Annotated in this window: 20 protein-coding genes; 1 reads left to right on the forward strand and 19 read right to left on the reverse strand. The window is 49.9% G+C overall.

The window, feature by feature from the left end; translation table 11 throughout:
- Positions 1–61 precede the first annotated feature (61 nt).
- The 3 genes from RB297_RS06415 to RB297_RS06425 all read right to left on the reverse strand — a co-directional run bounded on the left by RB297_RS06415 (position 62) and on the right by RB297_RS06425 (position 3506).
- Complete coding sequence (locus RB297_RS06415; protein WP_375120073.1) at positions 62–1555, reverse strand: ABC transporter substrate-binding protein; 1494 nt, start codon at positions 1553–1555, stop codon at positions 62–64.
- A gap of 104 nt (positions 1556–1659) precedes the next feature.
- Positions 1660–2562 (reverse strand): carbohydrate ABC transporter permease, encoded by a 903-nt coding sequence (locus tag RB297_RS06420; RefSeq protein WP_176502412.1) that lies wholly within the window; start codon positions 2560–2562, stop codon positions 1660–1662.
- A 17-nt stretch (positions 2563–2579) separates the two neighbouring features.
- Positions 2580–3506: an ABC transporter permease gene (locus RB297_RS06425; RefSeq protein ID WP_375120074.1), complete on the reverse strand. Its 927-nt coding sequence runs from the start codon at positions 3504–3506 to the stop codon at positions 2580–2582.
- A 235-nt stretch (positions 3507–3741) separates the two neighbouring features.
- Here RB297_RS06425 and RB297_RS06430 point away from each other — a divergent pair, with 235 nt between their 5' ends.
- The gene (locus tag RB297_RS06430) at positions 3742–4704 is read left to right on the forward strand and encodes a metallophosphoesterase family protein (protein ID WP_375120075.1); all 963 of its coding nucleotides are present in this window, start codon (positions 3742–3744) and stop codon (positions 4702–4704) included.
- A gap of 150 nt (positions 4705–4854) precedes the next feature.
- On the opposite strand, the gene nagA is transcribed toward RB297_RS06430, so the two are convergent.
- The 16 genes from nagA to RB297_RS06510 all read right to left on the reverse strand — a co-directional run bounded on the left by nagA (position 4855) and on the right by RB297_RS06510 (position 24394).
- Positions 4855–6006, reverse strand: a complete 1152-nt coding sequence (gene nagA, locus RB297_RS06435; protein ID WP_375120076.1) for an N-acetylglucosamine-6-phosphate deacetylase — start codon at positions 6004–6006, stop codon at positions 4855–4857.
- Positions 6006–6791, reverse strand: coding sequence for a DeoR/GlpR family DNA-binding transcription regulator (locus RB297_RS06440; RefSeq protein WP_096774094.1), 786 nt, complete (start codon positions 6789–6791; stop codon positions 6006–6008). The genes nagA and RB297_RS06440 overlap by 1 nt, the downstream gene beginning before the upstream one ends.
- 270 nt (positions 6792–7061) lie before the next feature.
- Positions 7062–7535 carry a GlcG/HbpS family heme-binding protein gene (locus RB297_RS06445; protein ID WP_096774095.1) on the reverse strand — a complete coding sequence of 158 codons (474 nt, stop codon included), beginning with the start codon at positions 7533–7535 and terminating at the stop codon, positions 7062–7064.
- A gap of 235 nt (positions 7536–7770) precedes the next feature.
- Complete coding sequence (locus RB297_RS06450) at positions 7771–8688, reverse strand: prenyltransferase/squalene oxidase repeat-containing protein (protein ID WP_375120077.1); 918 nt, start codon at positions 8686–8688, stop codon at positions 7771–7773.
- A 188-nt stretch (positions 8689–8876) separates the two neighbouring features.
- A complete protein-coding gene (locus RB297_RS06455; protein ID WP_375120575.1) occupies positions 8877–9233 on the reverse strand; it encodes a hypothetical protein in 357 nt (118 codons plus the stop codon).
- Between the two features lie 27 nt (positions 9234–9260).
- Positions 9261–9935, reverse strand: coding sequence for a hypothetical protein (locus RB297_RS06460; RefSeq protein WP_375120078.1), 675 nt, complete (start codon positions 9933–9935; stop codon positions 9261–9263).
- Between the two features lie 313 nt (positions 9936–10248).
- A complete protein-coding gene (locus tag RB297_RS06465) occupies positions 10249–12522 on the reverse strand; it encodes an FIMAH domain-containing protein (protein WP_375120079.1) in 2274 nt (757 codons plus the stop codon).
- Between the two features lie 279 nt (positions 12523–12801).
- Entirely contained in the window at positions 12802–14157 is a 1356-nt protein-coding gene (locus RB297_RS06470; protein ID WP_192571591.1) for an extracellular solute-binding protein, read from the reverse strand.
- A 194-nt stretch (positions 14158–14351) separates the two neighbouring features.
- Entirely contained in the window at positions 14352–15281 is a 930-nt protein-coding gene (locus tag RB297_RS06475; RefSeq protein WP_375120080.1) for a dihydrodipicolinate synthase family protein, read from the reverse strand.
- Positions 15282–15321: 40 nt separating this feature from the next.
- On the reverse strand, positions 15322–16290 hold the full coding sequence (locus RB297_RS06480; protein WP_375120081.1) for a phosphoglycerate dehydrogenase: 969 nt from the start codon (positions 16288–16290) through the stop codon (positions 15322–15324).
- A complete protein-coding gene (locus tag RB297_RS06485; RefSeq protein WP_015735795.1) occupies positions 16290–17117 on the reverse strand; it encodes a carbohydrate ABC transporter permease in 828 nt (275 codons plus the stop codon). The genes RB297_RS06480 and RB297_RS06485 overlap by 1 nt, the downstream gene beginning before the upstream one ends.
- 12 nt (positions 17118–17129) lie before the next feature.
- The gene (locus tag RB297_RS06490) at positions 17130–18056 is read right to left on the reverse strand and encodes a carbohydrate ABC transporter permease (RefSeq protein WP_375120082.1); all 927 of its coding nucleotides are present in this window, start codon (positions 18054–18056) and stop codon (positions 17130–17132) included.
- A 106-nt stretch (positions 18057–18162) separates the two neighbouring features.
- Positions 18163–19491, reverse strand: coding sequence for an ABC transporter substrate-binding protein (locus RB297_RS06495; protein WP_375120083.1), 1329 nt, complete (start codon positions 19489–19491; stop codon positions 18163–18165).
- A 201-nt stretch (positions 19492–19692) separates the two neighbouring features.
- On the reverse strand, positions 19693–21339 hold the full coding sequence (locus tag RB297_RS06500; RefSeq protein WP_375120084.1) for a response regulator transcription factor: 1647 nt from the start codon (positions 21337–21339) through the stop codon (positions 19693–19695).
- A complete protein-coding gene (locus RB297_RS06505) occupies positions 21317–23053 on the reverse strand; it encodes a sensor histidine kinase (RefSeq protein WP_375120085.1) in 1737 nt (578 codons plus the stop codon). Before RB297_RS06505 ends, RB297_RS06500 begins: the two co-directional genes overlap by 23 nt.
- 33 nt (positions 23054–23086) lie before the next feature.
- Positions 23087–24394 carry an ABC transporter substrate-binding protein gene (locus tag RB297_RS06510; RefSeq protein WP_096774108.1) on the reverse strand — a complete coding sequence of 436 codons (1308 nt, stop codon included), beginning with the start codon at positions 24392–24394 and terminating at the stop codon, positions 23087–23089.
- Between the last annotated feature and the right edge of the window lie 150 nt (positions 24395–24544).

A 24544-nucleotide genomic window follows, 5' to 3' on the forward strand; every position in this document is an offset into this window, starting at 1 on the left:
ATCCCTTCTAGGACATACAACGATAGTCCCGATTCGGAATCCCCCTATTCCCTTAGCTTCGTTATTTCTGAGTTTCTGCCCATGCGGCCAGCTGCTTTTCAACCTCAGCTTTAACCTTGTCAAAGCCGGCAGATTTCCGTTTTTCTTTCCACTTGGCAATGATTTTCTCCGGATCAACGGCTCCCGATTTTAAAGTAGCCCCGAACTCTTTCTCGACATTCGCAATGGATGCCATCTCCGATTTGACGGGCTCTTGATTAAAGGCAAATCCGAGCGCGATGGAATGCTCCGCTCGTTCATTAAACTTCTTGAACTCTTCCCATTTATTCGGATCTTCATTTACCCATAAATAAGAATTGAACTGGTTCCCGAACATCCAGCCTCCCGGATTAGGATAGCCTTGCGTGTCCGCGTTCACGCCTTCAGGATAATCGATCACGTTATCCGATTTCTTCACATAATGTTTGCCTTCGATCCCCCAGTACAGCATATTGAGCAGCTTAGGATCACTGTACAGCAGATTAAGGAACATCATGGCTCTTGCAGGATCCTTAGAGGTTCGCGAAATTCCGAGCATCGCCCCCTGCGCGTCACCTGTCGTCGTAAACGGCTCCGCCGTCTCTACCTGCACAACTTCTACACCCGATGTTATGCTCATTTCCTTGTCTTTCCCCGGCTTTAAGGATTGGGCAACCGCAAAGGCTTTGCCCGCCTTAATCATATTCATGCCCTGATCCGCGTCTGATGTCAGGATATCCTTATCAAACCAACCGTTCTGATTCCACTGATGCATCCGTTTGTAGAATTCGATGAATTTTGGATCCTCCAGGGTATCGACGGCTTTCAACTCCGTACTTCCCCGCGGAATCGAAAGATTGGCAACGATGCCATCATAATTGGCTGCATCCCAAATATTCGTAAACTTGCTTGAAACAATTGGAATCACGCCAGGCTCATTGTCTTTAATCGTTTGGAACATCGCTTCCATATCTTCCAGGGTCTTAACCCCATTAATATCGAACTTGTATTTATCTACAAGCTTCTTGTCGAGAAGGAATCCGAATCCCTGTCCGAATTCTTTCTTGGTCGGAAGCGCGTACAGCTTGCCGCCGATTCTGGAGCCTTTAATAAAATCCTCCCCCAGAATGCCCGGAATATCTTTGCCGTGTTGGGCCATTAATTCGTCGAGGTCCAAGTACTGCCCTTTGGCGACATCTTTCGCGTATGAGAACCAGCTGGCTGTGAACATCAAATCAAAAGGCTCATTGGAGATTTTCATTAAATTGGTTTTATCATCCCAGGAAGCCCATTCGATAGGCTTGAGCTCAATCGTCGCATTGATCTTCTCCTTCAGATATTTGCTCATTTCTTCCTGAACAAGCTGCAAGTCTTTGGGAGCGGTTGCCGGATATACGAGCGTTATTTTATAGGGTTCCGTTTGGGCTTGTTTCCCCCCTGTATACGTAGCATTTTCGGTCCCCCCCTTACTGCAGCCTGTTAATGCAAGCATTCCGCAAAGCATGATCATAAGCACCAGATAATGCGCTTTTTTCATATCCCTAAGTTCTCCTCTCAACAATAAACTTTAATCTAAGGCATGAAATGGAGTGCAAATCGCCTAACCTGCCCCACCTCCTCTATTGAACGATCAAATGACTGCTAACCTTTCACGGCACCGGTTGTAATCCCGCTGATGTAATACTTCTGGAAGAACGGATAGGCGAACATCAAGGGGGCAATGCCGACAATGGCAAGTGCCATGCGGACGGTTTCCCTTGGCATCTTGGCGAGCAGGTCCCCGACTTGAGCCGAACTGTTAGACTTCATTAGAAGATACTGAATGTTCGTGAGCGTCTTTGTCATCAGATATTGGATGTTATACAGCTCGGGTTTATCGATAAACAGCATGCAGTTGTACCAGTCATTCCAATAGGACAACGTGTTAAACAGTCCAATCGTGGCCATAATCGGCAAAGAAAGCGGAACGACGATTTTAAAGAAAATCTTCAGTTCGCTTGCACCGTCAATCGTCGCGGATTCAACCACGGATTCCGGGATGGTCGAGGCGAAAAAGCTTCGCATGAGTAGGACATTGAAGGCACTTAACAGCAGGTTGGGAATGATCATGGCGAATATCGTATTTTTCAGGTCAAACATATTCACATACGTGATATACCAAGGTACCATACCGCCGCCAAACAGCATAGTGAAAAAAATATAAAAGGAAATGGTACGGCGAAACGGCAGCTCGGGTCTGGATAACGGATAAGCAAAAAGCGCTGTTATCAAAAGGCTTACGACGGTTCCAACCAGCGTGGTCAAAATCGTAACGCCGTAAGCTTTCGCTATTTCCGAAAAATCATTGAATAAAAATTGATAGGCCGCAAAGCTGATTTGACTGGGAAACAATGAGTACCCGTTCTGCAGGATGGAATCTTCACTGGAGATCGACACCATAAAGACCAGGATGAACGGAATTAACGAAGCAACTGTAAATGCCCAAAAGAACAGGTGAATCGATGATGCGCCGATCCATTTTTTCGTACTCAACACTTTCACCATCTCTGCCTCCCTCTCTGTTAAAATAAAGCGTCGCGTTTATTAATGCGCCTTACTGCCGTATTCGCTACCAGGATGAGCACCAAACAAACGACGGATTGATAGAATCCAGCCGCTGTCGACATGCCGATATCTCCGGATTGAATCATGGCACGATAGACAAAGGTATCGATGGTATTCGTGGTCGGGATCAAAGCGCCTGTATTCATAGGTACCTGATAGAACAATCCGAAATCCGACCGCAGAATGCCGCTGACGGCGAGCAGGGTCATGGTGGTGATGACTGGCAAAATAAGCGGGATGGTGATCCGGGTCATCTGCTTCCACTTGGTTGCACCGTCAATTGTGGCGGCTTCATAATATTCTTTGTCTATTCCGATAATGGAAGCGAAATAGATGATGGATAGATAACCAACGTTCTTCCATGCATTGACGATGACCAGGATGTAAGGCCAATACTTCGGTTCCCCGTACCAAGATACCGCCTCAGAACCAAACCAATTGATCAATAATCTGTTCACAAGACCGCTATCCACGTTCAAAAAGCTGTAGACCAGATAGGCGACCACGACCATCGAAATGATATGCGGCAGCAGGAATGTGCTTTGATAGAACCGGCTGATCGCTTTATCCTTAATTTCATTAATCAGCAGCGCTACCAGAACGGCTAACACCAGGTTGAGCACAATAAAAACGAAATTGTAAAGGAAGGTATTCCGAGTAATGATGTACGCATCCTGTGAGTTGAACAAGAACTTGAAGTTATCGAACCCTGCCCACGCACTTCCCCATATACCATCGACATAATTATAGTTTTTGAATGCTAGAATCACGCCGTACATGGGGACATAGTTGTTGATGAACAAGTAGACGATCCCCGGCAATGTCATTAGCAGCAGCCACTTATACTTCTTTAGCCTCTTTTGTAAATGAGACGAACCCCTCATGTTCCAGCCCCTTCTTATCACGTCATGTAAACCTTTACATCCTCATTCTATAACCGATGTTTCCGGTCAACCACTATCCATATGACTTTCTGATACCACAATGGTGACTTCTTCTCACCCGGCTTCAAATGGCAATTGACAGCTTCAACCAGACTCATTATGCTAGGGGCGTAATCGCTGTCATGGCTCATATGAAGATCCGTACAGATGGTATGAATAAGGGGTGTTGGCGCAAATGAGAAAATCATTGCATTTTAAGTCGAATGGCACGTTTAAGATCGTACAGTTTACCGACACGGAATTTTGTGAACCGGATGAGGAAGAAATGCAGATGAAGGCCATGATGAAGAGAATTCTGGAGAAGGAACAGCCGGATTTGGTGATTTATACCGGGGATGTCATTGCAAGCAATAAAAGTCCGAATCCCATTCAAGCTTTTAAAGATGCGGTATCGGTCCCCGAAGAAATGCACATTCCATGGGCCGCCGTATTCGGCAATCATGATTCCGAAGCTGCTGAAATGACTCGTGAGCAGCTGCACTATCTCCAGCTATCACATCGGTACTGTTATGCACAGCCCGATCCGCCGAATGTCCACGGGGTAGGCAATTATGTGCTTGAAATTCTGGACGGGCTTCACCAGCCGGCAGCCGCCTTGTTTTTTCTGGATTCGGGGAGCTACTCACCGCTTGAGCATCTGCGGGTTGGATTCTATGACTGGATTCGCCGAAGTCAGATCGCATGGTATACGGAAGCGTCTCATCGTCTGACCGCTAGAAACGGAGGTGAGCCCCTCCCTTCACTCGGCTTCTTTCATATTCCTCTGCCGGAATACAATGATATCTGGGATTTCTCGGTCTGTTACGGACAGAAGTTAGACGCCTATTGCTGCGCACCGCTCATCAATACCGGATTTTTTGCGGCCATGCTGGAAATGGGCGATATCGTTGGAACTTTTGTAGGCCATGACCATGGGAACGATTTCTGGGGAACGCTGCATGGAATCCGTCTTTGTTATGGTCGTACGTCCCGCAATGCTTATCTGGATCGACCATTTCAACCTGGAGCAAGGGTGATCCAATTAACGGAAGGCCAGCGGAGCTTTGAAACATGGCTTCATCTAGAAGATGGAAGCATCGTTCATGATCAGCCTGCGCATATACCCGAAGGGCGTGCTCTTAAGATCGAATCGACTTAGACTGAATTGTCTGTATCTATTTATATCGCACTAAAAGGCTGTTAAAGTTTTGGATGCAAAAAAAGGGAGTGCCCCAAAAGGTCCATTGACCTGGGGCGCCCCCTGTCTGTCGTATGATAATGCGTGAATGAATAAGAAGTTACGTGTCCTTCATTGGTACATGTTACCCTCAATCATCGTCCACTGCACTTGATACCTTTCATCCATCAGAACGAGATCCGCATCGTATCCAACCTCGATTTTTCCTTTGCGAGATAAACCTAGAATATGGGCAGGCGTTGTTGAAGCCATGCGCACGGCATCCTCCATCGAAATGCCGTTGGCTTCGGTCAGACGCAACGCTTCATTCATAGTTACGGTACTCGATGCTAAAGTGCCATCCGCAAGCCTGGCAATCCCCTCGGAAACGGTGACGTGATGACCACCAAACATATAATTTCCATCACCTAATCCCATCGCCTGAAGCGCATCCGTAATAAGCACCATGCCTTCCGGCCCTTTGAGACGATGCATTAATCTGACAATGGCCGGATGAAGATGGACTTGATCGACAATCGCTTGCAGGCTTACATGCGGTTCTTCGAACGCGGCTACAATCAGTCCGGGATCTCGATGGTGAATCGGTCTCATGCCGTTAAAGCAATGGGTTACATGACTCGCTCCGGCTGTAAAAGCCAGCTTTGCTTCCTCGTAAGTAGCATCGGAATGAGCTACGGCAATCACGACACCCTGCTCTTTCAGAAAGGATATAAGCTCCAAGCCTCCAGGCAATTCCGGGGCGATCGTTACCATTTTGATCAGCGAGCCCGCTTCCCGAATAATCAACTTCATTTCTTCCAGATTCGGGTGGCGAAGATATTTCTCGTTTTGCATCCCTTTACGCTTCGGATTCAAATAAGGGCCTTCCAAATGAATGCCGGCGATCCTTGCCCCTTGTTCTCGTCCGATGACAGCTTTTACGCTGCGGATCATGTTCAACAGATCCTCTATCGTAGAACTCACGGAAGTTGCCAGAAACGAGGTGCAGCCGGTTGCCGCACAAGCGCGTGACACTTCTTGAATGCTGTCCTCGGTTCCATCCATCATGTCATAGCCATTGGCCCCATGGATATGAACATCAATCATCCCCGGTATAAGCCACATTCCGTTTCCATCAATCCGTTCAGCATCGCCTTCGATTGTTTCAATTTCTTGCGTTGGTTCTATTCTCTTCAACTTTCCGTTCGAAATCCAAACCGTTGCAGAAGGAAGTATTTGATGAGGCAGGTGGACTTTGACATGTTGAATGATTTTGTTGTTCATTATGGCTCAACTCCGTCCTGTGGATTATGAGTCTGACATTCTATGAGCGTAATATTTTTCTGGTCTAATATTTCTTGTATGTCAGCGGGGATCGATTGATCGGTTACAATAATATCCACATGATCAAAGTCCAGCTTGAACCTTGATTTCACCGTGAATTTGGTATGATCCGCAACAAGTATGACCTGATCCGAGCGCCGGGCCATCTCCCTCTTCACCCGGACATCGTCTTCATATGGATAATAGAGTCCGTCAGTCTGGATTGCCGTCGCACCGATGAACGCTTTGTCGGCGCGGATTTCACTGATTTTATCGATGACGGAAGGACCGTATAATAATCGATTTTGGGTATGCAGATAACCGCCGAGCACGTAGATGCTCAGATCTTCTCGTTTGGAAAGTATCCCTACATTATCTATGGAGTGCGTAACCGCTGTTATCTGTTTCGCTTGAATATGCTCCGCAACAAATTGTACGGTCGTAGATACGTCCAAGAATACCGTTTCGTGGTCCCGAATCAGTTTAGCGGCATGCTTGCCGATCACGTTCTTGCCTGTGGGCTCATCAATAAGTCGTTCCTGATATGAAGTCAGTTCCTTTTGCAGATCAGGCAAGGCTACCCCTCCGTGTGTTCGAACAACCACTCCTTCTTGTACTAATCTGACAATATCCCTGCGTGCGGTATCCCGCGACACTTGAAAAAACGAGCATATCTCGCCAACACTCATCGTTTTATGTTGTTTTAAATAATCCAGGATTTTTACGAGTCGTTCTTCTTGGAACACATCTCATTCCTCCTCTGTTTAAGCATTTGCATTATATTTATAAGTATATATAAGCATTTAAAAACAAACAATAAGTATTTATAAGTTTATTCGTGTTATTACAAACACTAAAAAACCACGATCATCGTGGTTTTTTAGTAGACATATGTTAGCTCTTCGACATTTCCCGTTCCGGTAATCGCGATGTAAGTCACTACTCATAGCTTGGATGATGATAGACTCCTTCTTGAACGGAAGCAGCCTGCCCTTACCGTCGATGCATGGAACCCGTTAATAAGTAAATGATTGCTGGATTGTACCGATCCTTGCATTTAAATATTGATTTTCTTGATATCTCATATTTTCGAACGCCTGCACAGCGGCATTGGCTACATCGATGTCTTGTGCGCTAGTTCCTCCGCTTACACCAATGCCGCCGACAACCCTGCCTTCGTGAACGAGCGGAATCCCTCCGCCAAGTATGACGACTCTACCCTGATTCGTTGTATTAATGCCAAATGTAGCTCCGCCCGGAAGCGCAGATTGCGCTAAATTCGCCGTCGGCATTTGCATCGCTACGCTGGTCCAAGCCTTGCCAATGGCGATATCGATGCCTGCTATTCTCGCGTTATCCATCCGATGAAAAGCAATGAGGTTCCCCCCTTCATCAACGATCGCTACATCAGAATTAAGACCCATTTGTCGTGCTTGGTGTTCAGCAGTTTCCAATAACTTCTTAGCCGCAGTTAAAGTGAGTTTGTACATGGTAGCTCTCCTTTGCTTAAAAGAAATACTACATTATATTGCCGTTGCCTATATAGGTGAATTGCCCAATGCCAGTACTTCCGGAATACGGCGACATTAGAACAAGCTAATAACAAAAAAAGCCGCGATTTCCGCGACTTATTTGGCACCATGTTGAGTTCCTCCCGCTTTGAAAGAAGGCTGCGTGCTCCTGGTGCAATGCTATTCGACTAGTGTGGCAATACTGAAGCCTGTGTTAGGCATAGGCAAATGCCGGTCCCAACCGTTCGATAATTCGATCCAATTGTCCGGTTAAATAAGGCGAGACCTCACCCAGTCCGGCTAATGCTTCTAACAAGGGGAAGGTTTGCCCACCCCAAGGGCCATGTGGATCATGGACCTGCCTGCCGATCCGCAAGCCATCCTCTTCAATGTAAATCTTCAATCGTTCCACACCTTCCACAAGCAGGTCGACCGGCAGCGCTTTGTTTCTGCGCCGGGACCATTCTGCCAAGAAGGACATCCCGCGTAGGATATCATATTCAAAAAAACGCGGAAAGCAGGGCTTCAGCCAATCCATATCCAGAACGCCGCCATGCTGTTTCGAACACACCAGACGATGCTCGATCAAATACCGGGCGCCTTCATCCAAGAAAGCGGCTTCCTGTTCGGTGAATTCACGGTCTGTATGCCATAAGATCGCTTCCAGCGGGGGAAGCGTTGAAATGATAGAGCTTTTTCTTGAATGAATGTAAGCTTCCGGCTCGCAGTTCAATCCGCCGTCGGGCAGCTGATGCTTTAAGAGCCATTCGCGAATCCAGGGCAGCTCCGTGTCCACATCACAGCCATACGCTTTCAGAATCATATAGAATACGGCAAGTTCACAATGGCAGCAATCCATCTTCAACCGGTCACTTTCGTTGGTTGGCTGGTCATCGGCTGTAATGACGAAGGTCCGCCAAACCTGGGTTTCGAGTAGATGTTTAGCCCTGGCGATAACTGATTCCGGGATCAGTCTCACCTCTCCCATTTCATATAGAGCGGCCATATGCCACCAAGCTCCATCCCATTTATGGCGGCTGTTCTCGCCGTGAGCCGTCTCCCATTGCGAAGTAGATTCAAGGAATTGGATCGATTCTTCAATTGCCAAACGGATTCTCTGATTAGCTTCCATTCTACATCCCCTTCATGGACATTTTCCGGTTCACGCTTCCGTCATTCGGATTTCGATTTCCTTAATCACCCTGGCTGGATTGCCCTGACGACCACGTTATCGGGTATATCCTTGGTATCGGGGCATCCACTTCCTATTTCAAGTGTCTGCTAGCCCGTCTAATGAACATTGCATTTTCATTTTTAGGATCATGTTGGAAAATTCCCTTTAAGATAGGAGTCCCATAGGTTATTGAGAAATTCAATCTGAATGTTGTTCTCCAGCGCCGTGGAAATCAGGCCCCAGTCATCGGATACATAACCCGCCAGTTCAGCATTCCGTGTGATCCTGAACGTTTGCTTGAATGCATATTCCCGAATATCTCGGGTTGTCTGACTTTCAGAGGGACAAAGTTCATGCAATTTCTCGTAACATGAATTCCATGCCGAGTCAAATTCATGCGTGTCCCGCACATCTAATTCGGCATTCCAATCCACTTCTTTATCAAAGACATTTTCAAAAAAGCTGCCTGCGCTGATCATCGAAAACATCTCGGCCGCTGTCATCAAGACTTCTTCTCTCCTCCTTCTATGCTATGTGCCGATATACAGCTTCTCGCCTGAGAAAACAGCCGAATACCCTAACCTGTGCAGCTCGAAATACGGCGCGAACGGGTCTCCTTTTAGCCCGTAACGGTGCCACTGCAAATAGTAGGAGATCCAGTAATCGCAGGCAATCGAATAATAAGCCTCATCCAGAATCTCTATAGGCTCCTCTTCGTTTTTGTGCTCAATAATCACTTCGGACAGCGCCTCATAGACATCGGGATCATAGGATTCGCGAACGCTGTCTATTTTCCCTGGAGGAAGAAGCTCGATTTTTTCGATTCCATCCAGGTAGGCGACCGCTTCCGCTGCACGTTCCCATTTCGCAAAAATATCCAGCAGCTGCTTTAACTCCCGAATAAACTGCTCGCCATAACCTCTCAATACGTCCTCGGATACCTCATCCCCTTTGCCGTTAAAATAGGCCGGCACTGTTCCTCCGGTAAAATCCTCCGGGTCCAGCATCTCGTAAATCCGGGAAATCCGCCGCAAGTAAGCATGTCCATCCTCAAGCGGCTCAAAAGTGGCCTCCACCCCTTTTCCGCTAGGCATATACATTTGAAAATATCCATATAACGCTGCTTCTTCAATCACGGCCTCATCGGAATCTGCTTCTTCATCCATCAGGTTGAGCAGATACCGTGCATAAGCCTGCTTATCCATATGTACCCTTCTCCTTCTCGCCGTTAAGCTGGTTATTAAGGTTCTGGTATCAAAAGTTCACCGACCGAATGCCCCTCAGCTCCTCAGCTAAACACGTTACTATATTAACACACAAATCTCCTTCATTGGCTTCGGTTAACAATAAGCCATCACCTTAGACGGCTGTGTTGATAGGTTCGTCTCTCTTCTTATCGTCCAAAGGTAAGCACCTGCATCGCAGGAACAAAAAAAGTCGCCAGTTTGGCGACTTTTGTCATGAAAAATTCCGTTATGGTTGCGGTAATTTCAACCTACCACCATCTCCTTGATTCAATCAGGACCATTCATCAATGAACGCTTGAATGCGCTGCTTCACTTCCGAACGCTTCTCTTCGGTTATCCCGCCGATTTTAGCTTTATTCAGGTGCTTGAGCGCATCATTCAGGTGCTTCACGGCCTGTTCCTGCTTCCCTTGCTTCTGCTTCAGCTCCGCTTGTTTCAGCGCATTGCCGATCTGCTGGCTCAGCGGATGGCTGATATCGCCTTGTTGCTTCCAGGACTGAACATCGTCCATCAGTGCCCCAATCGTATCCGATGCTGCAGCATCCGACACTTCAATCTTCATCAATTGCGTATCATTCGTGTAGTAAATATGGCCGTCGTGTCCGAGATTCACATGCTGGGATTCCGCCAGCGTCTGAAACTCCATCGTAACCGGGTCAACCACGGTGACGTGACCGGCAAGCGTCAGATACATGAGGCCGTCCTCGCTCCAGCGAATATACACCGGACGCCAGTTGCCGTATTTCTCCACGCCTTCGTATATCGTTTTGCTTTTTACGATTTCCAGGGTATCCGGATCTACGGCAAAGAGCGTCCCGTCGTAAGCCGCCCACAGCAGTCCGTCCGGACCGAAGCTGGTTCCGCTAATAATATGCGGCGTTGGAGAAGCACCTTCAATAGAAGGAACCCATTCCTTCACCGCCTTGCCCGTCGCGATATCCCAGACAAACATTTTGGCAGCCGGTTCGGAAGGCGTGATGCCCAGCCCGCCGGCAACGGTGGTTGAGCCATATACCTTGCCGTCTTTTACCGCAATGCCGACAATCGATTGATTGTTGATGACGTTTTTGAATTCGGTATACTGGCTGCCGTTCGCCGGATCATAGATCGTCAGGGAGCCGCCCAGCTTGCCGTAATCCGGAATGGTGCCGATGAACAGTTTACCTTCCGCTGCTCTCATGATGAACGGACGGTCCTGACCGGTAATTTTGAACAGGCTCTTGCGCTGGGTCGGATTTTCCGCATTGTATTCGAAAATATCCGCACCCGGATATACGCCCATATACATCTTGCCGTTCATGGCGACCATGCCCTCCGACTGACCCATCGGGAAGGTCTCGAAGGTTCCGGTGTCGATGGAATACGCGGACCCTGTGCCGCCAGGGTAACCGCTGATAAACAGCCGTCCATCCGGACCGTTCTCCATGGTTTGAACAGGAATCGGATTGCCTTTCACCGGATAAGGTACGGCTTTGACCTGCTTGGTCGTCAGATTCATGTAAGCGACGCTGCCTCCGAATTGAACGGTTGCAAGCGAAACACCCGGTAGATCCGGATCGTTCGGCACCTCCACCCAGGCCGTATTGCGCAGGAACGTTCCGTACACGACGCCGGTGTCAACAGCAGCAAGGGTATTCAAATCCACTTCCATCAGATGGTTATTCTGGACGAAATAGATTTTATTGCTGCCCTCCGGCCCGTAAGAGAGGCGGATGCCTTTATTGTTCAGATGGTAGGTATCGCTCCATTGCTGCAGCTCCAGGTCATAGAACAGAAGCCCGCTGTTCCCTTTGCCGATGCCGGCAACCAAATATTTGCCCGCAACGTCCAGCTGGTTCACCATACCGATGTCTACCGCTCCGTTATAGGACGGAAGCTGGATGTTTTCCTTCTCCCCAGTCGCTACGTTCACTTTTACAATGCTGCCTTCAATCCCGATGCCGACATACAGATATCCGCCATGATATGCCGTGGAACGGCTGTAGCTTTGGCCCGTGCCTACGATGCCGTAGTCCTTCATTTCCCCTGTAGCTGGATCGTATCGGCCCGCTTTCGCATTCGGGTAAGAACCAAAGTAGACACGGCCCTGTTCATCGTGAGACAGGCCGTACACAACCTGCTCACCGATGCCGCCCAGATTTTTCAGCTGTTTCGTGACCGGAGAGTAGGCGTACAGCGTGCCGTTGCCCCCGATATACACCGTGCCGTCCGGGGTCGTCAAATGCGTCCACGAGCTTTCGGAACCCGTAAGCGGATGCGTGCTCAGCACCTCTTTGGTTTTCAGATCAATGACATGAAAAATAGCCGGCTTGCCGGACACCGTCGTATAAATAACCTCCCGTCCGTCTTGTATGCCAAAGGCCCCGTCATATATGGCAACGCTTTGCATCGGGGAGCCCAAATCGATAGGGTCGCTGTAAGTTTTGCCGATTTCCGCCGAGGCGCTTGCCGGGAAGAAAACCGCAGTCAGCAATGTGATGCAAATGGCGAGACATAGATGACGGAGTCCCTTCTTCGCTTGAGATTTGCTGTGGGTAACGTTCATCAATTCATCCTCGTTTCTGGTATGGAATGTACTGCCAAATCAATCAAATGGACCGACCTATAAGGGCAACTCGAGCGTTTACCTAGCAAGGATCGCGGCATCCCTCCTCCGTTATGAAGTGTTGTTCATGCTTCTCTGGTATTTATGTAGTTCATATGTTCGCAAAGAATTTAGCATACACCCCACCGTCTGTCAACTGGTTCTTATCTGGTTATTCAAATGGAAAACGATAACTCAAAAAAAAGCCGCGACCTCATCGGTCGCAGCTTTCGTAACCATTTAGGTTCCTGCCGTTTTCCTGCTCAGCACGGATATCAGTTCCCTTTCGTCTACAAGGTAGGAGAAATATTGCTTCAGCCGTTCCCGGAACAGCAGCATCTCGTCCAGGCTAAGCCCTACATCTCTGCAGGTCTTATACAGCGGGGCTATTTCTCGATGCAGGTTGAGACGGGACGGCCGGCCTTCCATCTCCGGATCTACGTTCTCGGTGATGTAACGGTTCGCCGGAATGCTGTAGGTATGCCTGCGAATGTATTCCTGCACTTCGTCAGAGACTAGGAAATCGGCAAAGCTCTGGGCCAGCTCCCGCTCCTTGGAGCACGCGCTGACCCCGATTCCGGTGCCCAATAGCAGGGTTGTCCCATGATCAAAATGCGGCAGCGGCGCGACGTCATAATCAAAGGTCGCTCCCTTCAGCTGGTTGAGCAGATAATAGGTCGTCAGAATGACAGAGACCTTTTGCTCGCGGAACAGCTTCTCTGCTTCAAAAGCCCCTTGGGCCAAGGCCAGCGGGAACATGCCGTCCTCGTGAATCAATCCGCGAAGCCAAGACAGCCCCTCGACCGCACGGCTCCACGAAGCATCAATCTCAGCATTGCCCCTTCGCTGCATGAGGAATATCGGCCAGCGGTTCAACGAGTACAATTGCAAGGCCAGGCTGTAGCGCCCGGGGCTTCTCAGCTCACGCAGCATTCGCTGGAGATCGTCCCAGCCCCAACTGCTGTCCGGCTCAAACTGGCGCTTTTCCCGCAGATGCTCTTTATTGTAGGCCAAGAGGACGGGAGAATGAATGAACGGCTGCGCCGCCAGCCGGCCTTCGGCATCCATGAACGGGCTGTGCAAAAAAGTATAAGTAGACGCGCGCGGCTCCTGACGGTAAAACAGACCGGTACTGCCGTTCTCCTGAAAATGCATCATATCCTGGATGTTGACGGACAGCACATCCACAATGCCAAGCCTCATCAGATTGGCGATGCTTTCCGGATGTTCGTAGGGAAGGTCCACAATCTCCACAGCCACCCCCGGATGCCGCTCCTGAAATAAGGCGAGCACATCTTCCATTTCGGCCTCCGCATATAGGGAAGGGTACAAACCGAAACGAATCTTACGGGTTTGCCGGGAAGCTGCAACTACTTGGGTGCCTACGCGAGGCACTTTCACGATCAATTCTTCCTGAACCAGCCGATCCAGCGCCTGCCGGACTGAATTTTTGCTCAGTCCATACAGCTCGATCAGGGTCATCTCCGATGGTAGATATTCGCCTTGAGCGTAAGTGCCGCGTTTAATTTGTTGGCGCAGGTCGGTGACCATGTGCTTCATTTTATTTTGATACGTATACCGGTCGGATTTAGCCATATGAGACCACCTTTATTTACCATAACTGGTTTGCTGCATCAATCCATTCTTATAGTATAATCACTCTTCAGTTCGTTTGGCAAAATGAAATCCTGTGGAAGCTGTATCCAAGCAGACAATCTTGAATTAACAATACTAAAAAAGCCGCCATGGTAGGCGACTTTACTCTTCAACGTTATTTTTCCGATATCGCTTTAAGTAAAAACGGGATACTTCCGGGCATATTGTTTGGACACCCGGTATAATTGCTCGATCTCCAGCCGTTGGGTGGCACTGAATTCCTCATGATTTTTCGAACGGCAGCGATAGTTTGTCAGTATGCCCTCCAGCATGAGGTAATACTTGGCATTCACCGGGTAGAGCTGCTTCTCAAGAAATGACGACACACTAAGAAAATCAGACAGTTCCCCTGCCGCTTCCGGTTGGCTTTCCCAATTCCTGAACAGCCATGTATACAACTCGGGGTGGAAGTTGGCCATCACGCCGCTGAAGCCGAAAGCGCCGAGCCGGTAGCTGTCCAGAAGCGTCGCCGTATTGGCGTTGAAGATTTTCAGACTTCCGCCCCGGACCGCCTTGAGTTTATCCCCGATCAGCTGCAGGTCGCAGCTCACGTCCTTGATAAACCTGAAGCGTCCGGTATCGGAGCATTTCTTCAGCATCTCGGGCGTCAGAAGCCGCCGATACGGGGCTGGACACTCATATAATCCGAGGGGGACCTGTTCTGGTAAACGCCCGAGCAGCTTATCGAGATTCGCCAGCCACACATCATCGGATTCCTCAGCGGCGGCAAGCCTGTTCGTGATTAGTACGACGGCGTCGACGCCGGTTTCGGCCATGGCGTTCAGCTCTGTTACCTGGTCCTCAAACGCATCCGATACATGACCCGATGCAATGACCGGTACCCGGCCGGCAGCCTTCGCTTTGACGAAGGCTGCAATCAATACGCGCTCCTCCAGAGTCAATGTATACATTTCGCTGGATTGACAGACGGCAAAGAGTCCGTCTGCCCCCCGTTCGATATACCAATCGATAAGGCGCTCCAAGGCCTCGTAATCCACATTGTTCTGCTCCGTAAACGGCGTTAGCATAACCGGCCAGTTGCCACCTGTGATGATCTGATACATATGCGTCCCCTCCTGAATGGTTCGTATCATTGGTTGTGCTTTATTCTTTTGCAGTCAGTATATTTTGCGGTTCCCTTCCTTCGAATATATCCAGCAATGCCTGAGCGGTAATCATGCTGACCCGCGTATAGGTCTCGAAAGTCTCGGCTGCGGTGTGCGGCGTCGTTATCAGGTTCCCGATTTGCAGAATCGGATGGCCGGGGGTTATGGGCTCTGACTCGTAGACATCGATGGCCGCCCCGGCGATGACTCCAGACGACAGCGCCCGGGAAAGCGCCTGTTCATCCACGACGGCTCCTCTCGCGGTGTTGATGAACATGGCGGATGGTTTCATCCTGGCAAAAGCCTTGTCATTCATAATATGGTGCGTCTCTTTCACGCTGGGTAAATGCATGCTGACGATATCGCTATGCGCCAGCACATGCTCGAAAGTTGTCATTGTAACGCCGTATTCCGACGCTTTAGCTGTATCTGGATATTTATCATAAGCGATAATCTCGACATCAAAGCCCTTCAACTTCTTCGCGGTGAGCTGTGCGATATTCCCGAAACCTAAAAGGCCGATCGTTCCTCCAGCAAGCTCAGAGCCGACAAAACGTTCCCAGCCGCCGTTCTTCGTCGATCGATCCAGCTCGGGAATGTGACGACGGACCGAGATCATCAATCCGATCGCCAGCTCGGCCACCGCGTTGGCATTGCCTCGTGGTACATTGGTTACTTGTATCCCATACTTTCTTGCAGCCTCCAAATCGATATTGTCCACGCCAACGCCGAAACGGGCGATGCCTTGAAGCTGCGGCGCAAGCTTGAATACCGCCTCATTCCAAGTATCCACGCCGGCAATGACGCCGTCGACCGATCCCACCACTTCCTTCAGTTCCTCGAACGTCAGCGGACGTCCGAAACGATTCTCGATGATCTCGCATCCATGGCTTTCGAGCAGCCGCTTCGCATCCGCGCACAGTTTGGAGTAATTCGTAGCCGTTACTAACACTTTTTTCGCCTTCATTATTTAACTCCTCCTACCGTCATTCCGCTTACCATATATTTTGATGTAAACAGATACATCACGATGACCGGAATCGATGCAATAATGGAGCCACCCATCAGGGGTCCCCATGCGAAGACGTCGCCGACGATCATATCCGACAATCCCAGCGTGATCGTCTTGTCAGCGCCTTTTGTGACAACAACCAATGCATACAGATATTCGCTCCAGCATAACGTGAACGAAAAAATGAAGGTAGCCGCAATGCCCGGAGCCGATAACGGAAAAATGATCTTGGTCATCGTACGGATTCGCGAACATCCATCGATCATGGCCGCTTCCTCGATCTCGTCCGGGATGGATCTAAAATAGGAAATGAGCATCCACGTAGCATACGGAATCGTGATCGTCGGATAAATCAGCATGAGGCCGTAAATGGAATTGTTGATGCCGATGGCCGTCACCAGCATGTACAGCGGGATAAACAGAACGGCTCTCGGCATCAGGTACGCATACAGAATGCTTTTGGAGATGAAGCTTCTTCCTCGAAACCTGAGCTTGGAGATCGCATATGCAGCCAACATGCTGACCGTGATCGAGAACAAGGATACGATCAACGAGACGAACAAGCTGTTTTTGATATTCGTCATAAAGCCCTTTTCGTTGATCAGCTTATCGTAGGCGGTTCCGAGAAATTCCTTCGGCCAAAACGTAGGCGTCATGGAATAGATCTCCCCGTTGGATTTGAAGGAGGTAATCACCATCCAATATAAAGGGAAGAGCGCGAATATTAGCAGCAGCGCGAGCGTCGAGTATACCGTAATTTGCTTGCCGAGCGAGTTCTTCATTAAGATCACTCCTTACTTGTCGGACGCCAGCGAACGCTTGGTCACATAATGAATCAGCATGATCAGCGGCGGCAGCGTAATGAGGGAAATCGCAATTGCTTTGCCGAGACTCATGTTCAGAAAGCCGACGGTATAGCTAAGCGTGGATAACACCTGCGTGCCATTGTCTGGACCGCCGCGTGTCAGCAGCCAGATAATCTCGAAGTCGTTCAGCGTCCAGATGGTGGTGATGACGGAAGACAGAATGGTCACTTCTTTTACCGAGGGGAGCGTCATGTAGAAAAAGCGCTTGATCGCTCCCGCTCCATCCAGCATAGCGGCTTCATACATCTCTTTGGACACCGTCTGCAGGCCGGCCAATATGGCAATGCCCATGAACGGAATGCCCCGCCACACGTTGACGAGAATGACCGAGAACATGGCCAGGTCCGGTGTGGCCAACCAGCCGACGGGACTGTCGATGAGCCCTGTTTTGAGGAGCATGGCATTCAGCACGCCGCCGACGTCGGAGTAAATCCACTGCCAGGTAAATACGGAGACGATCGTGGGAATGGTCCACGGAAGAAACAGCATCACCCTGAAAAAGTTTCGAGCAACGATATTCTCGTTAAGCACGAGCGCCATAATCATCCCGAAGACCGCTTTCAAAATGACGGCCACCATCGTAAAGACAACCGTATTCCATACCGCCTTCCAAAACACGGAATCGGTAAACAGCTCCGTATAGTTTCGCAGGCCGATGAACGTTTCGGGAACGCCGACCACTTTATTCGTCAAGCTAAGATAGACCGCCCAGCAAAAAGGGAGCGCCATGACAGCCAGCAAATAGATTAGCACCGGACTCATGAGAAGATAAGCCAGCCTGCTGCTTGTATCACTTCGTTCCCGCCTAAGCGCCCGGGTTTTCCCCGGCGTTGTTTGGACTTCCAAGCTTTTCATTGAGAGCACCTTCTTTCTGACGCCTCAGGCTCATCCGCAGCCACGGACCTTGCATCGATGCCTTGTAATCGGACTGCGGAGCCTGATGCGCGGTTAAGTCATAACCCTACTTCGCGTATACCGCCTCGATCTTGCTCTGTAATTCGTCCACTGCTTGTTGAGCCGTGAAGCCGGAATCCAGAAGCATCTTTTGGAAAACGTCGTTGACATATCGAAGGTTATAAATCTCTCCAGCCTTCGGGCTATACTCCGCAGGGTATCCAAGGAAAGCGAAATGTGCGATGGAGTCGACGAATCCTTTGTTCTTCTCCTCCTGCCATACGGATTCGTTTGCCAGGTCCGTGTAAATCGGACCGGTCAATGGAGCTCCATTCTGCACCCACTGGCCGTACCACGCTTTGTCCGTCATATATTCGATGAAGGATTTGGCAAGCTCCTTGTTCGCAGATGCCTTGAATATGCCTAGATTGTTGCTAATGCCAGGCACTACCGCTCCCTTCGGTCCTGCGGGCAGCATGGCGATCCCCGTATTCTCGTACAATTCGGGATTATCGTTCTTGATCGTCGCAGCCAAGCTGCCGACGTTGAAGATCATGGCCGACTGGCCGCTTAAATACGATTTGTTGTTGCCGCTGTCATCCCATCCGATGGAGCTCGGAGGCGTTACCTTATCTTCGATGAAAATGTCCCTGATCAACTGAACCGCCTGAAGAGTTTCGGGCGAATTCACCGCTACATTCTTGCCGTCCTCGGTATCGAGGGAACCTCCGTAGGACCAGATGATCGCCCGGGTCAGCCATTCGGCATCCGAATTGCCTTTCCCGTACCCGAGTCCAGCGCCGTATATCCCTTTGGAAGAATCCGTGAGTGCCTTCGCCATTTCGCGGAATTCCTCCCAGGTTCCAGGCGGCTCGCTGTAACCGGCTGCCTGAAGCATGTCCTTGCGATAGTATAAAGCCGTGGACTCGGTCCAGAACGGCACTCCGTATAACTTGTCCTCGAACGTCACGGAGGTTTTCAGGCTGTCCTGTATTTCCCCGTTTGCGTTCTCCACGCTGCCCACAACGTCGGTAACCTCCTCAAGAACGTCCTTGGCATAGAACTGTCCGACTTCCTGGTAGCCGAAGAAGGAGACGTCCGGCGTAGTACCCGATTCGATGGCTGCCGACCATTTCGGATAAAAGTCCTCGTAAGCGATAAACTCCACGTTGACATTCACATCATGCTCTTCCCCGAACTGTTTTGCCCTCTCTTGGATCATCTGGTTTTGCTCTTCGAACATCTGCTTCTTCATCCAGAATGTCAGGGTTTCCTTGCCCGGCTCCTCACTCCCTGATCCGCTGCCACCCGTTCCCCCTACGCTGCATCCTGCCATCAATATCATGACTAAAGCTGCCGTTACCCATCGTATGGAGTTTTTCTTCATCTTCATCATGTTCACCCCTCAGCATATAGTGGAATGTCCTTACACCATTCATTGTAAGGGCTTCATAAACTGGGTTAAATGATATAGGCTTAACATCCGCTCTCCTTACTTAACATGATGCCGCAATCGAAAGCAGCGGCCGAATTAGACAAAAAAAGCCCGCTTCCAGCCCACATGCATGGCTGAAAACGGACGGTATTACAGGCTTTATTACGGCATTCCGGTTTCCAAACTGTTTCGGTATTCTTGCGGCGTAACGGAATAATACTTTTTGAACACCCGAATAAAATAATTCGGGTTGTGGTATCCCAGCTTCAGGGCAATTTCGAAGTTTTTCAAGGAGTGGTCGGCCAGCAGCTCGGCCGCTTGCTCCATTTTCAATCGGAGCACATAATCGCTCACGTTCGATCCGGTCTCCATTTTAAAGAGGCGGGACACGTGAACCGGATGCATATACATATGGTCCGCAATGGCTTGCAGGGAAATATCCTGAGACAGATGATCCCGTATGAACCGTTTCATCCGGGACACGGCAGCGCTCCGGTCGCTGCGCGTTGCCTGTTCGGCGCTTGACTCCAGTAGAGGCAGAACTTGGCCCACCCATTTGCCGAGCGTGGCCGCAGTCGTGCATTGCGAGAGTCCCGTTACATCCGCAAGGGACGCTCCGACGATATCGGCCAGACTGCGTCCGTTCTTGTGCGCATATGCGCTTAGCGAGGAATATATATAGAAAAAGGCTTCGGTTACATGCTCTTGCGATTGGCTGTGCGCGAGCGACAATTCCTTCAGGATCTGCTCAAGTTTCTCTTGGATTTGCTTCCAACTGCCGGATTCCAGCAGATGAGGGAGCAGCGGAGGCTCATAACACTTTTGCAAGGAACGGACCGGATGCAGCTCCTCCTCATCTTCTGCGTAAACGAACATATCACTGTGGCTGCCGATATGGCGGCGCAAAGCGAAAAGACTGTCTTGATACAGCTTTCGGACATCTTCCGGGAAGGAACCTCGCTTTCCGATCAGGACGGAGATTGTTCCTTTCAGGTAACGGCTGACATTCATCTGCAGCTGTGCAGCGAAATGCTTGAGCTCATTCTCCTCCGTATGCTCATGAGGGTGCATCCTAGCCGCCGAATCATCGCTTTCAAAAACAAAAAAGACGAGATATCCATGTATGTCCCTGCATCGCCACAATCGAAACCGTTCCCCGAAGATCTCGTCCGCCATGTTACCGATCGCGTACTCCATGATGGAGGAGTCATAAGGGCTCATTTCCGTCAGACGGTCCTCCATGCGTACAAGCATCAGAGCCGCTTGGTTTCCGTTGGCGGATTTCATTTCAAGCAGCTCCAGTTTTTCGGCCCAAACGTTCTTTGGTGATTTCATGCCTTGAAGCAGCTGATTCAGGAATTCGCCTCGAATATGTGGCAGATTAACCCGAAAAGCCTGAACCGCGCGATTATAGGTTTCGCTGGACTCACGCTCCTGCCGCAGCGATTCCACAGCTCCGCCTACTTTTTCAAGAACGACTTCGTCGCTGACGGGTTTTAGCAGGTACTCATAAGTGCCAAGCGTAATGGCTTCCTTCGCGTAAGCAAAATCGGCATACCCGGACAGCAGGATCGTTTTGATATGCTTCCATTTTGATTTCGTGATCTCGACAAGCTCGAGGCCGTTCATCCGTGGCATCGTGATGTCGGAAATCATGATGTCGACCGGCTGCGTCTGCAGTATTTCCAGCGCTTCGAAAGCGGAGTATGCCTTGCGCACCTCATCGATTCCGATTTTCTGCCAAGGTATCGTATGCGCAAGCCCCTCCACCACGCTTGCTTCATCATCAACGATCAGCAATGTATACAACGTTATCCCTCCCTTCCCTACTCGGTATTTCCCAGCATATTTCCACGCGAAGTCCTCCTGACGGCGATTCTGAAAAGGACAAGCCCGCATGTTTGCCGTACCGGGTGACCAGTCTCTGATGAATGTTCCATAGGCCGAATCCCCCGCTTTCGTTCAAAGGCTCTTCGACCTGCCGCTTCAGTTTGTCGATGATGCCTACGTCCATGCCCTGGCCGTTGTTGTCAATTCTGATCCTGCATCGACTCCCTTCGATTTCTCCGGAAATATGAATCATCGCGAAATCCAACTGATCCTCAACACCATGGATGACGGCATTTTCCACGATAGGCTGAAGCAGAAGACGCGGAATCTCGAGCTGCATCATGCTGTCAGGAATCTCGATCTCGAAGGTTAGTCGCTGAAGCCGCAGCATCTGAATCGTTAAATAATTGTCAACCAGCTTCACTTCCTCTTCAAGGGGCGCGGTCGGTTTTTCCAGTCGCGTCGTGTACCGGTAATACTCCCCCAAGTTCAGGGCCATGGCCACGACAGCTTCCTTATCGCCAAGATTGGCCATGTTTTTGATGTAGAACAGGCAGTTATACAGGAAGTGAGGGTTAATTTGCGATTGGAGCTGCTTAAGCGTGGCTTCCTTGGATCGCAAAGACTCTTTGTACACCCGTTCGATGAGCTCCTCGATTTGCTCTGCCATGTTGTTGAAGGAGTGAAACAGATACATGAACTCGTTCTTCGGCACATCCTTCAGGCGCGTCATGTATTGACCGTCCCTGATCCTTCTCACCGCATGAAGCAGGCGGGAAATCGGACGCTGGACATTGCGGTACAACAACAAGGTCAGCAGTAAAACGAGAACAAGCAGGAGCGATACGGAAATATAAAAGAGGGCGCTGCTTAAAGTGATCGGGGAATATACGCTGTCCAGGCGGACGAAATCCACCAGATACCAGCCCAAACTGCTGGACAAGACGTAATTCATTACATATTTGCCCTGCCCCGATTGCACGATTCGGCTGCCCTCTTCCCCAAGCTGCAATTCGTTCAGGGTGCCGGCGGCCATTCGTATCGTTTCTTCGACCGATGTGCTGTTGGCAATAACGGTTCCGTCAGGTGCATACAGGAATGGCTCGCTGTCCCCGTCCTGTTTCAACCGATTCAGCATATTGACCAGATTCTGGTCGGTGAAACGGACCTCCACGATCAGATCCTGCGAAGAAGCGGACGTTCTCATCCAGCTAAAAAAAGCTTGTCCTCGCGAATCCCGTTGATAAGTCCAGTTCTGCTTATGGGCATGAGCCAAGTATTCGGCATCATACCTTGCCGACAAGTCGGTTGTCAGCAATTCACGATACTGCGTCAGGTACATTAAGATTTGGCTGTCCCAGCTGCTAGTTGCAATCTGCATGTTCAACATATCCGTGATCCGCTGCTGGCTGTCGATTCGTTCCATGGGAGTGCTGCCTGAGTGCTCCGCCAGATAACTCTTAATCCCGTCATCATTGCTCGCGATCACCGAATATTTCGTTAGCTGGTCGATCATGGTGTCCATCTGACTCATGAAAAACGTCAGTCGGTTCCGCTGGCCCTCCTCCACAGCCGAACGGACGACGTTGATGCTGACCTGATGGGAGTAGGCATACAGCAAAATAATCGGAATAACCAGGACCGCCAGCAATGTTGTAAGCTTGGCAAACGTACTTGTTCTTAACCGCTTCATCAATAACATACCCCCGTGTCAGAGCGATTCGCTCTACTTCTCGCTGTCGATCAGTTCTTGCAATTGAACGTTTGCCGACTCCGCAGCAATTCCGACATCTTCGCCGATAATTCCTTTCACCACGATACCGCCGATAATGTCCCGTGCTTCCTTCACGTGAATGACTTTTGGACGGTCGTAGCTCATTCCGATCGGAATGGATTCATTGATCACCGGAATCAGCTCATCCGGAAAGCCGGAGATTCCTTCCTTGTCATGCCACAGCGAGCTCCGCGCTCCCGGATTACCGATCTTCTGGGCTTGCAGCACCATGTCCCTGCCCGAAGCCCACTCGATGAATGCCCAGGCAGCATCCTTGCGGGCAGAATTCGCATTGATGCCAATGGCCCATGCAGTGGTGCTATACGGCTTGCGACCGGCATCACCTGCCGGAAAGAGCGCATACCCGATCTTCTCCTTAGCTAATCCCGATTGCGCTAGCAGGGAGTAGATCGCGCTGGCATCGGTGAAAAATACCGCCTTTCCTTGCGCAAAGAGATCTGCGGATTGCGGCCAGCTGTAACTAAGCGCATCGGGCGGTCCATAGTTTCCGAGCAGCCTTACATATCGCTGAATCCCCTTGAGCGTTTCCTTTGTGTTCAATGCCGCTTTATCTGCGCTTAGAAAATTCCCGCCCTCGGAGTAAACGAATGACGATAGCTGGGTTACGAGAGCGCTTCGCTGCCCTCTAGCGACAAATCCGTACATGCCATGCTCGGGATCATGCACCTGTTTAACCGCCGCTTCCAGCTCTTCTAAGGTCTGCGGGACTTCGATCCCTTTTTTCTCTAGCAGGTCCTTGCGATAGTATAGTATCTGCTGCTCCGTCGATAGCGGGACGGCAAGCAGCTCCCCGTTCACCGTTACCGATTCCAGCGCCGTTGAAGAGAAATCGGCGAAGTCGTAACGCGGGTTCGATACGGCATACGATTCCAAGGGCGTTAACCAGCCGTTGTTCTCATACAGAATTAGCTCTTCCAGCGGCCGGATCATGAACACATCGGGACTTTCGCTACCTACCGTCATCTGTACGAACATCTTTTGGCTGAGCTGCTCATTGGTCAACGCTTGAAAATCCACCTTGATACCCGTCTGCTTCTCAAATTCGGGAAGATGGGCGCGAAGGATGTCCGCAACCGGATTTTTAGCCATATATGCGGTAATCCGCACATTGTCAAACGGGCGTTCCGGTTGGTGAGACATACTGCTGTCGGCCCCGTTCCTCCCCGCCATGCATCCGGTCGCCGACACCATGATGACGACAATCCATAACACCATGCAGAAACGTCCTGCAAACTTCATAACTTCCCCTCCTGTCAGTCGGTCATAAATCGATATTAAAGCGTTTACAATGGAGAAGACACTGAAAAAATTTAACATATGGTATACATATTTAGCCTTTCATGCATGGACCTAATTCTCATTCGGCATTACGACAGACGAAATGGCCCT

Source organism: Paenibacillus sp. CR_12, assembly GCF_041953985.1.
GTDB classification, from domain to species: domain Bacteria; phylum Bacillota; class Bacilli; order Paenibacillales; family Paenibacillaceae; genus Paenibacillus_AQ; species Paenibacillus_AQ lautus_A.

Bases quoted from the DNA above. Each gene is read 5' to 3' on its own strand.
- RB297_RS06495 (WP_375120083.1), bottom strand. From the start codon at position 19,491: ATGATGAAGATGAAGAAAAACTCCATACGATGGGTAACGGCAGCTTTA.
- RB297_RS06505 (WP_375120085.1), bottom strand. From the start codon at position 23,053: ATGAAGCGGTTAAGAACAAGTACGTTTGCCAAGCTTACAACATTGCTG.
- RB297_RS06475 (WP_375120080.1), bottom strand. From the start codon at position 15,281: ATGTATCAGATCATCACAGGTGGCAACTGGCCGGTTATGCTAACGCCG.
- RB297_RS06430 (WP_375120075.1), top strand. From the start codon at position 3,742: ATGAGAAAATCATTGCATTTTAAGTCGAATGGCACGTTTAAGATCGTA.
- RB297_RS06465 (WP_375120079.1), bottom strand. From the start codon at position 12,522: ATGAACGTTACCCACAGCAAATCTCAAGCGAAGAAGGGACTCCGTCAT.
- RB297_RS06450 (WP_375120077.1), bottom strand. From the start codon at position 8,688: ATGGAAGCTAATCAGAGAATCCGTTTGGCAATTGAAGAATCGATCCAA.
- RB297_RS06445 (WP_096774095.1), bottom strand. From the start codon at position 7,535: ATGTACAAACTCACTTTAACTGCGGCTAAGAAGTTATTGGAAACTGCT.
- RB297_RS06470 (WP_192571591.1), bottom strand. From the start codon at position 14,157: ATGGCTAAATCCGACCGGTATACGTATCAAAATAAAATGAAGCACATG.
- RB297_RS06420 (WP_176502412.1), bottom strand. From the start codon at position 2,562: ATGGTGAAAGTGTTGAGTACGAAAAAATGGATCGGCGCATCATCGATT.
- RB297_RS06485 (WP_015735795.1), bottom strand. From the start codon at position 17,117: ATGAAGAACTCGCTCGGCAAGCAAATTACGGTATACTCGACGCTCGCG.
- RB297_RS06510 (WP_096774108.1), bottom strand. From the start codon at position 24,394: ATGAAGTTTGCAGGACGTTTCTGCATGGTGTTATGGATTGTCGTCATC.
- RB297_RS06460 (WP_375120078.1), bottom strand. From the start codon at position 9,935: ATGGATAAGCAGGCTTATGCACGGTATCTGCTCAACCTGATGGATGAA.
- RB297_RS06480 (WP_375120081.1), bottom strand. From the start codon at position 16,290: ATGAAGGCGAAAAAAGTGTTAGTAACGGCTACGAATTACTCCAAACTG.
- nagA (WP_375120076.1), bottom strand. From the start codon at position 6,006: ATGAACAACAAAATCATTCAACATGTCAAAGTCCACCTGCCTCATCAA.
- RB297_RS06455 (WP_375120575.1), bottom strand. From the start codon at position 9,233: ATGACAGCGGCCGAGATGTTTTCGATGATCAGCGCAGGCAGCTTTTTT.
- RB297_RS06425 (WP_375120074.1), bottom strand. From the start codon at position 3,506: ATGAGGGGTTCGTCTCATTTACAAAAGAGGCTAAAGAAGTATAAGTGG.
- RB297_RS06490 (WP_375120082.1), bottom strand. From the start codon at position 18,056: ATGAAAAGCTTGGAAGTCCAAACAACGCCGGGGAAAACCCGGGCGCTT.
- RB297_RS06415 (WP_375120073.1), bottom strand. From the start codon at position 1,555: ATGAAAAAAGCGCATTATCTGGTGCTTATGATCATGCTTTGCGGAATG.